Genomic DNA, 12,107 nt, shown 5'->3' on the forward strand with positions numbered 1-12,107 from the left:
TGGTCCGGTGATCGACAGTCCGTCGGTGCGCGAGCGCCGGCTCGCCGCCGAGCTGCGGCTGCTGCGCGAGGTCGGTCAGCTGCACGGCAAGGACGTCGCCGAGCGCCTGGGGTGGTCGGCGTCGAAGGTGTCGCGCATCGAGAACGGCCGGATCGGGATCAGCCGCGACGACCTGGAGCGCCTGCTCGAGCTCTACGCGGTGCCCGAGCAGCAGGCCGCCTTCCTGCGCCGGCTCGCCCCCTCCGCGCGGCCCAAGGGGTGGTGGGACGCCTACGCCGACACCCTCTCGGCCGGGTACGCCAACCTCATCCGGCTGGAGGCCGGCTCGCGGGCGCTGCGCTGCTACGCCGCCGTCGTCCCGCACGCGCTGCTCCAGGCGCCGGACTACGTCCGCGAGGTCGTCCTCGCCACCTGGGAGCGCCCGCCGCAGACCGAGGTCGACCGGCGGGTCCAGATCTGCCGCCGCCGGCAGGAGGTGCTCGAGCCGGACCGGCCGGGCGGACCGCTGGAGCTCTCGGCGGTCGTCGACGAGGCCGTGCTGCACCGCCGGACCGCCGATCCCGGGGTGCTGCGCGGCCAGCTGCAGCGGCTGCTCGAGGTCTCCGCGCAGCCGAACGTCACGGTGCAGGTGCTGCCGTTCGCCGCGGGGCTGCCGCCGGTGACCTCCGGGTCGTTCTCCGTGCTGGAGTCGCGCGCGACCGGCGCGGCCGACGTCGTCTACCTGGAGAACAAGACCCGCATCTTCTTCCTCGACGCCGAGGGCGAGGTGCACCGCTACACCCGGGCGTGGGAGCTGATCAGCGAGACGGCGCAGGACCCCGAGGAGTCGCGGGCGACGATCCGCCGGGCCCTGGCGGCGCTCTGAGCGCCGCCGCCTAGGGTGCAACGCGTGGCCGAACCCCGTCCGCCCCGCCTCGACGCGGCCGCCGAGGAGGTCGCGCGGACCGCGGCCGCGGCGGCCGACTGGGCGGCGCTGGCCGCCGCCGCCCGCCCCTGCCTCGCCTGCCCCGAGCTGGCCGCCGCCCGGCAGCACGTCGTCGTCGGCGACGTCCCGCGCGCCGGCCGGCCCCGGTTCGCGATCGTCGGCGAGGCGCCCGGCGCGCAGGAAGATGCCACCGGGCGGCCCTTCGTCGGGAGGTCGGGCGCGCTCCTCGACCAGCTGCTCGCCGAGGCCGGCCTCGACCGGGGGGAGGCCGCCGTCCTGAACGTGGTGAAGTGCCGCCCACCGGGCAACCGGACGCCGAAGGCACCCGAGGTCGCCCGCTGCAGCGGCTGGCTGCGGCGCCAGCTGGAGCTGCTCGACCCGCCGGTCGTGATCGCGCTCGGGCTGTCGTCGGCCAAGTGGTTCCTCGGCCCGCGGACCGTGCTGGCCGCCGTCCGCGGCGCCCCGCACGAGGTCGACGGCCGGGCCGTCTGGGCCACCTACCACCCGTCGGCGGCGATCCGGTTCGGCCCGAACGGCGCCCCGCGCGCGGGCCTGGCCGCCGACCTCGCCGCCGTCGCCAGGAGCCTGTCGTGAAGCTCGAGCACACCCTGCCCGCCCCCGCGGACACCCGCGCGCTCGGCGCGGAGCTGGCCGGTCTGCTGCGCGCCGGCGACCTCGTCGTGCTGGTCGGGCCGCTGGGCGCCGGCAAGACCGCGCTCACCCAGGGCGTCGGCGACGGCCTGGGCGTGCGCGAGCCGGTCACGTCCCCGACGTTCGTCATCGCCCGCGTGCACACCGGCGGCCGGCTGCCCCTCGTGCACGTCGACGCCTACCGGCTGGGCAGCGTCGCCGACGTCGACGACCTCGACCTCGATGCGTCCACCGAGGAGTCGGTGACCGTCGTGGAGTGGGGGCAGGGCCTGGTCGAGCAGCTCACCGACGAGCACCTGGAGGTGCGGCTGGACCGGCGGGACGACGACGTGCGCACCGCCGTCCTCGTCCCGCACGGCGCCGGGTGGGCCGAGCGGCTCGGCTGATCAGCCCGCCTTCCCGGCGATCTCGCGGAGGACCGCCGCCAGCTCCGCGGGCCGGGCGAGGAACGGCGAGTGCCCGCCGCTCATCCGGACGACGGTCCCCGCCCGCTGTGCCATGGCCTCCTGCGCGAACACCGGGATGGCCCGGTCGTCCTCGCAGACGACGTACGTGCTCGGGACCGACCGCCAGGCCGCCCGGCTCAGCGGCTGCTCGAACGCGGCGAGGGAGTGCACGCCCAGCCGCCCGACCGCCTCGGCGGTGAGGTCGGCCGGGCAGTCGTCGTAGAACACCTCCTCGGGGGTGCGGACGGCGACGTGCCCGTCCCGCACGTCCCACCACGGCGGCGCCTGCCCGCCGACGGCGCCCAGCAGCGACTCGCCCTCGTCGAGCAGGAAGGCGCACAGGTAGACCAGGTGCGCGGCTCCGCTGTCCGGGGTGACCGCCTCGGTGACGACGGCGCCGGCGTAGGAGTGGCCCACGACGACCGCGGGCCCGTCGATGCCCGCCAGCGCGCCGCGCACCGCCTCCGCGTCGGCGGGCAGGTCGCCCAGCGCGGCGGGGTCCGGGCCCGCGCTGGGCAGGTCGACGGTGCGGACCTCGACGCCGTCCAGGTGGTCGAGCAGCGCGCGCCAGGCCCACGAGCCGTGCCAGGCACCGTGGACGAGCAGCAGGGTGGCGGTCACGCGGGGGCCTCTCCGTCGAGGGGTGGGGTCGCCGGAGTGGATCATGAGCGGGGGCGTCCGCGCCACGTCCCCCGCGGCCGTCCTGGTTCCGTCGGTGACCGGGTCTACGGTCCGGCGCATGTCGCTGGAGGGGAAGGTCGCGCTGGTCGCCGGGGCCACGCGCGGGGCGGGCCGGGGGACGGCGGTGGCGCTCGGCGAGGCCGGCGCGACCGTCTACTGCACCGGCCGGACGACGCGGGAGCAGCGGTCGGAGTACGACCGGCCGGAGACGATCGAGGAGACCGCGGAGCTCGTGACCGCCGCCGGTGGCACGGGCATCGCCGTCCGGGTCGACCACCTGGAGCCGGATCAGGTCGCCGGCCTGGTGCGGCGCATCGACGCCGAGCAGGGGCGGCTCGACGTCCTGGTCAACGACGTGTGGGGCGGCGAGAGGCTGTTCCAGTGGGACACCCCGCTGTGGGAGCACGACCTCGCCAACGGCCTGCGCCTGCTGCGGCTCGCGGTCGAGACGCACCTGGTCACCAGCCACGCGGCGCTGCCGCTGCTGATCCGGCGGCCGGGCGGCCTGGTGGTCGAGATGACCGACGGCACCGCGGCGTACAACGCCGGCACCCTCCGCATCAACGCGTTCTACGACCTGGCCAAGGCCTCGGTGCTGCGGCTGGCGTTCGCGCAGTCGAAGGACCTCGCCCCGCACGGCGGGACGGCGGTGGCGCTGACGCCGGGCTGGCTGCGGTCGGAGATGATGCTCGAGGCGTTCGGGGTCACCGAGGAGAACTGGCGCGACGCCCTCGAGCGGGTGCCGCACTTCGCCATCTCGGAGTCCCCGCGGTTCGTCGGTCGCGCGGTGGCGGCGCTCGCCGCCGATCCGGAGCTCCACCGGCACAACGGCCGGTCCACCTCCAGCGGCGAGCTGGCGCGGGAGTACGGGTTCACCGACCTCGACGGGTCGGCGCCGGACTGCTGGCGGTACCTGGTCGAGGTGCAGGACGCCGGCAAGCCCGCCGACGTCACCGGCTACCGCTAGGCGGGCCGACCGGGGCGCCAGGCCGGGTCGAACCCCGGGTGGTCGGCGAAGTGCAGGGCCAGGCGCCACAGGGCGCCGTGCAGACTGTCGGCGGCGATCCGGTAGGCGTCGGCCGGCGCGGCGTCGGGATCCTCGGCCCAGGAGGCGACGACCTGCCACGTGTCCAGCAGGCGCTCGACGACGTCGCAGTTCGCCAGCGCGGCGCCGGGATCGGCGAAGCGGTCGCTCGCCCGGCCCTCCGCGGCCGCGCGCACCGTCTCCGCGGTGCGCTCCGCGAGGAAGTGCAGCAGCGGCCACACCCGCGACCAGTCCGGCAGCGTCCCGGCTCCTGCCGGCCCGCGCCGGCTGCGTGCCTCCTCGCGCAGCTCCAGGGCGCGCAGCCGCTCGGCCGCGGCCCACGTGCGCAGCAGGGCGGGGGTCCTCACCGCCTCGGGGGTGTGGCCGGCTCGGCGCAGCTGCTGGAGCGGGGTGCGGAACTCGGTCACGGCGGCGACCTCCTCGCGGGTACCCGAAGTACAGACCCACCGGCGGAGGAAGGCAACTCCCCGTCCGGGTGGGCCGGGCCGCACGCCTACCCTGGGCGCTCGTGCTGGTCCTCGCCCTCGACACCGCCACGCCGACCCTCGTCGCCGGGGTGGCGCGCTGGTCCGACGGCGGGGTGGAGGTGCTGGCCGAGCGGGCGGTGCCGTCGGGCAACCGGCACGCCGAGCTGCTGACCCCCGCGATCCGCGGCGCCCTCGCCGACGCCGGCGTGCGCACCGGGGACCTGCGGGCGGTCGTCGTCGGGCTGGGCCCGGGGCCGTTCACCGGCCTGCGCGTCGGGGTGGTGACGGCGGCGACGCTGGCCGACGCCCGCGGGCTGCCGCCGGTCGGGGTCTGCTCGCTGGACGCGATCGGCACCGGCCCCCGCACCGTGGTGACCGACGCCCGCCGCAAGGAGGTCTACTGGGCCGCCTACGACGGCGACGGCACCCGCACGGCGGGCCCGGGCGTGGACCGGCCGGAGGAGCTGCGCGCGGACGGGCCGTTCGTCGGGGACGACCGCTTCGCCGAGCGCCTCGGCGCGCCGGTCACCGCGGCCGCCGTCACCACGGCCGGCCTGCTGCGGGCCGCGGCGCCGCAGCTGGCGGACCCCTCGTCGGCCGGACCGCTCGTCCCGCTGTACCTCCGCCGTCCCGACGCCACCCCGCCGACGTCGGTCAAGCCGGTGTCGCGGTGATCCGGTTGCGGCCCATGCGGCTGGCGGACGTGCCGGCGGTGATGGTGCTCGAGGAGGAGCTCTTCGCCCCCGACACGTGGACCGCGGCGATGTACCGCGACGAGCTGTCGCGCACCGACACCCGCCACTACCTGGTGGCGGAGGAGGACGACTCGGTGGTCGGCTACGCCGGGCTGATCGCCTACCCCGACGAGGCGCACGTCGCGACGATCGGCGTCACGCAGGCCCGGCAGGGCGAGGGGATCGGGGCGCGGCTGCTCGACGCGCTGCTCGAGGAGGCCGACCGCCGCAGCCCGGTGGTGCTGCTGGAGGTCCGGGCCGACAACGAGGTGGCGCAGGGGCTCTACCGGCGCCGCGGGTTCGCCGAGATCGGCCGGCGGCGGGGCTACTACCAGCCGAGCGGGACCGATGCCGTGGTGATGAAGAGGGAGCTGCTGTGAGCGAGCCGCTGGTGCTCGGGTTCGAGACGTCGTGCGACGAGACCGGCGTCGGTCTCGTGCGCGGGCACACCCTGCTCGCCGACGCGCTGGCCACCTCGGTCGGCGAGCACGAGCGCTTCGGCGGCGTCGTCCCCGAGATCGCCTCCCGGGCGCACCTGGAGGCGATGGTCCCGACGGTGCACCGCGCGCTCGCCGACGCCGGCGCGACCGTGGACGACGTCGACGCGATCGCCGTCACCTCCGGGCCCGGCCTCACCGGCGCGCTGCTGGTCGGCGTGGCCGCGGCCAAGGCCTACGCGCTGGCGCTGGACAAGCCGCTGTACGGCGTCAACCACCTGGCCGCGCACGTCGCCGTCGACGAGCTGCAGCACGGGCGGCTGGCCGAGCCGACGCTGGCGCTGCTGGTCTCGGGCGGGCACAGCTCGCTGCTGCTCGTCCCCGACCTCGCCCGCGACGTGCAGTCGCTGGGCCGCACCATCGACGACGCGGCGGGGGAGGCCTTCGACAAGGTGGCCCGCCTGCTGGGCCTGCCCTTCCCCGGCGGTCCGCCGATCGACAAGGCCGCCCGCGAGGGCGACCCCGCGGCGATCGACTTCCCGCGCGGGCTGACCGGTCCGCGCGACGCCCCCTACGACTTCTCGTTCTCCGGCCTGAAGACCGCGGTCGCGCGCTGGGTGGAGGCGCGGCAGCGGGCGGGGGAGCCGGTGCCGGTGGCCGACGTCGCCGCCTCGTTCCAGGAGGCGGTCGCCGACGTGCTCACGGCCAAGGCGGTGCGGGCCTGCCGCGACCACGGGGTGGACCACCTGGTACTCGGCGGCGGCGTCGCGGCGAACTCGCGGCTGCGCGCGCTGGCCGAGGAGCGCTGCGCCGCGGCCGGCATCGTGCTGCGCGTGCCCAGCCCCCGGCTGTGCACCGACAACGGCGCCATGGTGGCCGCGCTCGGCTCCCGCCTGGTGGCCGCGGGGGTGACGCCGTCGGAGCCCGACCTCGGCGCCGACAGCTCGCTGCCCATCGACGTCGTCTCCCGGTAGCGGGGTCCCTGGGACGCGGCTTCCGCGCCCTGTGACTCCGCTCAGCCTCCGGTGACGTCGCAGACGATCGCGGTGGGGGCGCCGGCCACCCGGGTGACGACGACGACGGCGGTGCCCCCACCCGGCCCGCGCAGCTGCCGCACCAGGGTCTCGGGCTCGATCGCCGAGCCGCGCTTCTTGACCACCACCCGGCCGACGCCGCGGGCCCGGAGCAGGGCGCGCAGCCGCTTCAGGTTGAACGGCAGCACCTCGTCGACCCGGTAGGAGCTCACCCAGGGCGAGCCCGGGTCGGCGTCGGAGGTGAGGTAGGCGATCGTCACGTCGACCAGCGTGGCGTCGAGCCGGCGGCCGAGCAGCGACACCAGCCCCGACCGGATGACCGCCGGGTCGGGCTCGTGCAACCAGCCGCGGACCGGCCCCACCGGCGCCGGCCCCGGGTCCTCGTCGGCGGTCAGCTCGAGGAACCCGCCGTCGTGCGCCAGGGTCGCCCGGCGCCAGGTCGAGGCGAGGCCCCGGCCCCAGAGCAGCGCCTCGGCGATGCTCCCGCCCACCGACACCCACTCGGCCTCGATGCCCTCGGGGACCCGGTCGTGGTCGAGGCCGGGGGCCACCTTGACCACGCAGCAGGGGACGCGGTCGAGCAGCGTCGCCACCGTCGACCACGGCGGCGACCAGCGGTCGGGGTCCAGCCGGCGGCGCCCGTCGGCCCGCCGGGCGGGGTCGAGCACGGCCGCCGGGCAGCCGGCCACCCAGCCGTGCTCGGCCCGGTCGACCACGTCGACGACGTCGCCGGCGACCACCCGCACCAGCGGCGCGACGCCCAGCGCGGCGGCGTTGGCCGCGGTCAGCTCCCGCGCCAGCGGGTCGCGGTCGACGGCCACCACCGAGGCGCCCCGCCGGGCGAGCGCCACGGTGTCGGTGCCGGCGCCGCAGCCGAGGTCGGCCGCGGGACCGCCGTCGGCGAGCAGTCGCTCGGCCCTGCGGTCGGCGAGGTCCGGCCGCCCGGCCTGCTCCAGCGTGTCGGCCGTGAGGTGGAGCAGGTCGGCGTCCGCGCCGAAGACCGGTCGCGCCCGCAACCGCAGGCGGGCCAGCTCCCAGGCCGGGCCGGCCAGCTCGGCGCCGAGCTCGTCGCGGAGGCGGGAGAGGCCGGTCAGCAGGTCCACGCCCTCCGAGAGCAGCCCGGTCGCGCGCTGGACCGCCGCCGTGCCCTCCACCGTGCGCAACCGGCGCAGCGCGGCGACCGCGCCGTCGGCCGGCGGCGGCTCGGGAGCGGCGGACATGCGCACAGCGTCGCGCACGCCCTGCTCGCGGGCTGGGGGGACCCGGTTGAGCGGCTGGCACTCTCGTGGGTAGAGTGCCAACCGACACGGGCACAGTCGCCTGACCCCCGCGACGGCAGGCCGGTTCCCGTGCCACAGCATTAGCACCAGTCACCAGCCCTGCGATCCCGAAGGGGGCGTCACCGACGTGACGACCGCTACCAAGGTCAGCATCAAGCCGCTGGAGGACCGGGTCGTGGTCCAGGCCAACGAGGCCGAGACCACCACCGCCTCCGGTCTGGTCATCCCGGACACCGCCAAGGAGAAGCCGCAGGAGGGCACGGTCATCGCCGTGGGCCCCGGTCGCATCGACGACAACGGCAACCGCGTCCCGCTCGACGTCAACGTCGGCGACGTGGTCATCTACTCGAAGTACGGCGGCACCGAGGTCCGGTACGGCGGCGAGGAGTACCTCGTCCTGTCGGCGCGCGACCTGCTCGCCGTCGTGGAGAAGTGACCTCTCCGGCCTACTGAGCGAACCGCTCTCCCACGACCGCCCCGGCGGCCCGCGCACACCGGGTCCCCGGGGCGGTCGTCGTACGACCCCCTGACACCGAGAGGTCTGGCATGGCCAAGATCATCAAGTTCAACGAGGACGCCCGGCGCTCGCTCGAGCGCGGCGTCGACAAGCTCGCCGACGCGGTCAAGGTGACCCTCGGCCCGCGCGGCCGCAACGTCGTCCTCGACAAGAAGTTCGGCGCCCCGACGATCACCAACGACGGCGTCACCATCGCCCGCGAGGTCGAGCTCGAGGACCCGTACGAGAACCTCGGCGCGCAGCTGGCGAAGAACGTCGCCACCAAGACCAACGACGTCGCCGGTGACGGCACCACGACGGCGACCGTGCTGGCCCAGGCGCTGGTCCACGAGGGGCTGCGCAACGTGGCCGCCGGCGCCAACCCGATCGCGCTCGGCCGCGGCATGCGCGCCGCCGTCGACGCCGTGCACCAGGCGCTGGACAAGGTCGCCATCCCCGTCGACGACCGCGCCGCGATCGCCGGCGTCGCCACCGTCTCCGCCCAGGACGCCACGGTCGGCGACCTGATCGCCGAGGCGATGGACAAGGTGGGCAAGGACGGCGTGATCACCGTCGAGGAGTCCAACACCATGGACACCGACCTCGACGTCACCGAGGGCGTCCAGTTCGACAAGGGCTTCCTGTCGCCGTACTTCATCACCGACGCCGACGCGCAGGAGGCCGTCCTCGACGACGTCCTCGTGCTGCTCGTCAGCGGCAAGGTGAGCGCGCTGGCCGACCTGCTCCCGCTGCTGGAGAAGGTGCTCGGCCGGGGGAACTCGCCGCTGCTCATCGTCGCCGAGGACGTCGAGGGCGAGGCGCTGTCCACCCTCGTCGTCAACTCGATCCGCAAGACCGTCAAGGTCGTCGCGGTGAAGTCGCCCTACTTCGGCGACCGGCGCAAGGCGTTCATGCAGGACCTCGCCGTCGTCACCGGCGGTCAGGTGGTCAGCGAGGACGTCGGCCTCAAGCTCGACAGCGTGGGCCTCGAGGTGCTCGGCACCGCGCGGCGGGTCACCGTCTCCAAGGACACGACCACGATCGTCGACGGCGGCGGCTCCAAGGACGCCATCGGCGACCGCGTGGCGCAGATCCGCCGCGAGATCGAGGCCACCGACTCCGACTGGGACCGCGAGAAGCTGCAGGAGCGGCTGGCCAAGCTCGCCGGCGGCATCGGCGTGATCCGCGTCGGCGCGGCCACCGAGGTCGAGATGAAGGAGAAGAAGCACCGCATCGAGGACGCCATCGCCGCGACCAAGGCCGCGGTGGAGGAGGGCGTCGTCCCCGGCGGCGGCTCGGCCCTGGTGCACGCCGCCACGGCGATCGACGCCCTCGACCTCGACGGTGACGAGGCCACCGGCGCCGGCATCGTCCGTCGCGCGCTCGACGCCCCGCTGGTCCGCATCGCGGCCAACGCCGGCTTCGAGGGCCCGGTGGTGGTCAGCCGCGTGCGCGACCTCGGCGAGGGGCGGGGCTTCAACGCCGCCACCGGCGAGTTCGGCGACCTGGCCGAGCAGGGCGTGATCGACCCGGTCAAGGTCACCAAGGCCGCGCTCGGCAACGCCGCGTCGATCGCCTCGATGATCCTGACCACCGACTCCGCCGTCGTCGAGGCGCCGGAGGAGGAGCACGACCACGCGGGCGGCCACCACACGCACGGCCACTCGCACGGGCACGGCCACTCCCACTGAGCCCGGAGCCCGGCAGACGCAGAGGGCCGGTCCAGCGGCTGCTGGACCGGCCCTCTGTGCGTCGAGGGGGCGACTACACCCCGGCGGCGACGGCGGCGGGCTCCGCGGCGATCAGCCGGGCCCGCTCCTCCTCGCTCATGCCACCCCACACCCCGTAGGGCTCCCGGACCGAGAGGGCGTGCTTCAGGCACGCCTCGACCACGGGGCACTTCGCGCACACGGCCTTGGCCGCGGCCTGCCGCCGGGCCCGCGCCGGACCCCGCTCACCGTCGGGGTGGAAGAACAGGGACGTGCTCTCGCCACGGCAGGCGCCGTGCAGCTGCCAGTCCCACACCTCGGCGACGGGCGTCGGGAGTCGGCGGATGTCGGCCATGTCGTCCTCCAGGGCTCGGGTCGGCGAGCCGGCGGGGGGCGCGTCCGGCTGCAAGGGGGCCGGTGCCCGAGCCTCCGGACGGTCAAACACGCCCGGGCGGCGCATTTTCGCCCCGTTTCCCCGATCGCGCGACCTCACCCCCGGGAGTGAGGGCTGCTGTTGCCCCTCCGCGCGGTCGATCAAGGTGTTCTCGGGAGGCGCCGACGACCGGGTGGGGGAACCCGGAGCGGCGCGGCCCAGCGCAGCGGACGGCGGTCTCCCCGGCGGGGAGGCCCCGTCCGAGCGACACCCGGCCGGGCGCTCCCCGGTCGGCAGGGACACCGGCCGGCAACCCGTCCGGGGGAACGAGGAGCAGGCGTGATCGACGATCGGATGCGCGGTCCGGGCCACGGTGCCACGACCGTCTGGGTGTACGACGAGCGGCGCCGGGTGCGCGACGACATCGCGTCGCGGCTGGTGGCCCTGCCCTTCGTGGGCCGGGTCGAGGTCGTCGGCGACGCCCAGTCGCTGCTGTCCCGGCTGGCCACCCGCACGCCCGACGTGCTGCTGGTCGGCACCCAGCGGGCGGTCGACTCGGGGCTGACCGCCGCCACCCAGGCGCTGCGCGCCCACCCGAACCTCCCGGTGCTGGTGCTCGGCGCGCCCGACGACGCCGAGACCGTCCGCGCGGCCGTCGCCTTCGGCGCCCGCGGCTACCTGCGCTGGGACGCCTCGCCGATCGAGATGGGCCTCGGGCTGTCCCGCGTCGGCCTGCGCGCCGACGGCCGGATCCCGGCCGCGGCCGGGCCGCCGCGCGAGCTGTCCTCCATCGGCGCCTCCCCGGTGCCGGCGTGGAACGGCGCCGCCCCGCTGGCCGGCTCGCAGCCGACCACGGTGCGCTCGACGGTGCGCGAGCTGGCCCCGGTGCAGCTGTCCATGCGCGAGATGCAGGTGCTCACCGGCATGAGCCAGGGCAAGAGCAACGCCCAGATCGGCCGCGAGCTCTACCTCTCCGAGGACACCATCAAGACCCACGCCCGGCGGCTGTTCCGCAAGCTCGGCGCCAAGGACCGCGCCGAGGCGGTCGCGACGGGCTTCCGCCGCGGCATGATGCAGTAACCAGCTCTCCGACGATCATGGCGTCGGAACCACCTCCCGAGCTGCGGAGGGGGTTCCGGCGCCATGATCGCGTGGAGGGGGAGGTCAGGGCTCGTAGCGGAGCGTGCCGGCCGCGAGGCGGTCCAGGACGGCGCTCGCGAGCGCCGACGCCGGCCCGGCGTCCGTCAGCACGTGCCGGGGGTCCAGCCCGGCGGCCGCGAACTGGCGGTGCATCCGCCGGGTCGCGCTCGCGTCGGTGAAGCCGTGGCCGGTCCGGGTCGCCACCCGCCGCAGGCACTCGTCCTCCGGCGGCAGCAGGACGGCGTAGGCGAGCTCGGCCAGCCCGGTGGCGGCGGCGAACGCCGGCAGCAGCCACGGCCCGACGACCCCGTCGTAGACCACCGCGTAGCCGCCGCGGGCGAGGCGTCCGGCCGCGGCGGCGGCCGCCTGCAGGACGACCTCGTTCTGCTCGTGCGCCTCGGGCAGCCACGGCTTGACCCAGCCGCCGGCCACGAACGCGAAGAAGTCGTCACCGGGCACGAGGGCCGACTTCGGGAAGCGGCCGGCGAGCAGGCGCGCCACCGTGGACTTGCCGGACCCGGGCGGGCCGCTGACCAGGACCAGCGCGGCTCCCGGGACGGCGGGCTCAGACATCCCATGGTTCCTCGGGTCAAGCCGCCGCGGTCGTGACCTCGGGCCAAGCGGTGCTCTCGTCGTATGTGGTTGTGGTCTTGAGGCAGCCGTGGAGGATGCCGACGAGGCGGTTGGCC

The 12,107-nt window shown here is 75.9% G+C and carries 15 protein-coding genes; 10 read left to right on the forward strand and 5 right to left on the reverse strand.

The features are described from left to right. Positions 1-7 precede the first annotated feature (7 nt). From ACI797_RS20560 to tsaE, 3 genes are read left to right on the forward strand one after another with little or no spacing between them, the layout of a single operon-like run. Positions 8-865: a helix-turn-helix domain-containing protein gene (locus tag ACI797_RS20560; protein WP_456860866.1), complete on the forward strand. Its 858-nt coding sequence runs from the start codon at positions 8-10 to the stop codon at positions 863-865. 24 nt (positions 866-889) lie between these two features. Further along, positions 890-1,519, forward strand: a complete 630-nt coding sequence (locus ACI797_RS20565; RefSeq protein ID WP_456860868.1) for a uracil-DNA glycosylase — start codon at positions 890-892, stop codon at positions 1,517-1,519. Then, positions 1,516-1,962 carry a tRNA (adenosine(37)-N6)-threonylcarbamoyltransferase complex ATPase subunit type 1 TsaE gene (gene tsaE / locus ACI797_RS20570; protein ID WP_456860870.1) on the forward strand — a complete coding sequence of 149 codons (447 nt, stop codon included), beginning with the start codon at positions 1,516-1,518 and terminating at the stop codon, positions 1,960-1,962. The genes ACI797_RS20565 and tsaE overlap by 4 nt, the downstream gene beginning before the upstream one ends. On the opposite strand, the gene ACI797_RS20575 is transcribed toward tsaE, so the two are convergent. Continuing rightward, a complete protein-coding gene (locus ACI797_RS20575; RefSeq protein ID WP_456860871.1) occupies positions 1,963-2,643 on the reverse strand; it encodes an alpha/beta hydrolase in 681 nt (226 codons plus the stop codon). It lies immediately after the preceding gene. Positions 2,644-2,761: 118 nt separating this feature from the next. Here ACI797_RS20575 and ACI797_RS20580 point away from each other — a divergent pair, with 118 nt between their 5' ends. Beyond that, on the forward strand, positions 2,762-3,670 hold the full coding sequence (locus tag ACI797_RS20580; protein ID WP_456860873.1) for an SDR family oxidoreductase: 909 nt from the start codon (positions 2,762-2,764) through the stop codon (positions 3,668-3,670). Here the strand turns inward: ACI797_RS20580 and ACI797_RS20585 are convergent. Further along, complete coding sequence (locus ACI797_RS20585) at positions 3,667-4,155, reverse strand: DUF6221 family protein (protein ID WP_456860875.1); 489 nt, start codon at positions 4,153-4,155, stop codon at positions 3,667-3,669. The genes ACI797_RS20580 and ACI797_RS20585 overlap by 4 nt on opposite strands. Positions 4,156-4,256: 101 nt before the next feature. Between ACI797_RS20585 and tsaB the strand changes: the two genes are divergently transcribed. The 3 genes from tsaB to tsaD are packed head-to-tail and all read left to right on the forward strand — an operon-like array spanning position 4,257 to position 6,360. Continuing rightward, the gene (gene tsaB, locus ACI797_RS20590; protein ID WP_456860877.1) at positions 4,257-4,889 is read left to right on the forward strand and encodes a tRNA (adenosine(37)-N6)-threonylcarbamoyltransferase complex dimerization subunit type 1 TsaB; all 633 of its coding nucleotides are present in this window, start codon (positions 4,257-4,259) and stop codon (positions 4,887-4,889) included. A gap of 14 nt (positions 4,890-4,903) precedes the next feature. After that, on the forward strand, positions 4,904-5,329 hold the full coding sequence (gene rimI, locus ACI797_RS20595) for a ribosomal protein S18-alanine N-acetyltransferase (RefSeq protein ID WP_456860879.1): 426 nt from the start codon (positions 4,904-4,906) through the stop codon (positions 5,327-5,329). Continuing rightward, a complete protein-coding gene (gene tsaD / locus ACI797_RS20600) occupies positions 5,326-6,360 on the forward strand; it encodes a tRNA (adenosine(37)-N6)-threonylcarbamoyltransferase complex transferase subunit TsaD (protein WP_456860881.1) in 1,035 nt (344 codons plus the stop codon). Before rimI ends, tsaD begins: the two co-directional genes overlap by 4 nt. Before the next feature lie 41 nt (positions 6,361-6,401). Here the strand turns inward: tsaD and ACI797_RS20605 are convergent, their stop codons facing one another. Continuing rightward, positions 6,402-7,640 carry a class I SAM-dependent methyltransferase gene (locus ACI797_RS20605; RefSeq protein ID WP_456860883.1) on the reverse strand — a complete coding sequence of 413 codons (1,239 nt, stop codon included), beginning with the start codon at positions 7,638-7,640 and terminating at the stop codon, positions 6,402-6,404. A 187-nt stretch (positions 7,641-7,827) separates the two neighbouring features. On the opposite strand from ACI797_RS20605, the gene groES reads away from it, so the two are divergent. Both groES and groL read left to right on the forward strand, forming a co-directional pair. Then, positions 7,828-8,136 carry a co-chaperone GroES gene (groES, locus tag ACI797_RS20610; protein ID WP_456539036.1) on the forward strand — a complete coding sequence of 103 codons (309 nt, stop codon included), beginning with the start codon at positions 7,828-7,830 and terminating at the stop codon, positions 8,134-8,136. A 110-nt stretch (positions 8,137-8,246) separates the two neighbouring features. Further along, positions 8,247-9,887 (forward strand): chaperonin GroEL, encoded by a 1,641-nt coding sequence (groL, locus tag ACI797_RS20615; RefSeq protein WP_456860885.1) that lies wholly within the window; start codon positions 8,247-8,249, stop codon positions 9,885-9,887. A gap of 73 nt (positions 9,888-9,960) precedes the next feature. Here groL and ACI797_RS20620 read toward each other — a convergent pair whose 3' ends face one another. Then, the gene (locus ACI797_RS20620) at positions 9,961-10,260 is read right to left on the reverse strand and encodes a WhiB family transcriptional regulator (RefSeq protein ID WP_456539034.1); all 300 of its coding nucleotides are present in this window, start codon (positions 10,258-10,260) and stop codon (positions 9,961-9,963) included. A 357-nt stretch (positions 10,261-10,617) separates the two neighbouring features. Between ACI797_RS20620 and ACI797_RS20625 the strand changes: the two genes are divergently transcribed. After that, on the forward strand, positions 10,618-11,358 hold the full coding sequence (locus ACI797_RS20625) for a response regulator transcription factor (RefSeq protein WP_456860888.1): 741 nt from the start codon (positions 10,618-10,620) through the stop codon (positions 11,356-11,358). Between the two features lie 84 nt (positions 11,359-11,442). Here ACI797_RS20625 and ACI797_RS20630 read toward each other — a convergent pair whose 3' ends face one another. Continuing rightward, the gene (locus ACI797_RS20630; RefSeq protein ID WP_456860890.1) at positions 11,443-11,991 is read right to left on the reverse strand and encodes an AAA family ATPase; all 549 of its coding nucleotides are present in this window, start codon (positions 11,989-11,991) and stop codon (positions 11,443-11,445) included. Positions 11,992-12,107: the final 116 nt, after the last annotated feature.

The organism is Geodermatophilus sp. SYSU D00691 (assembly GCF_054050275.1).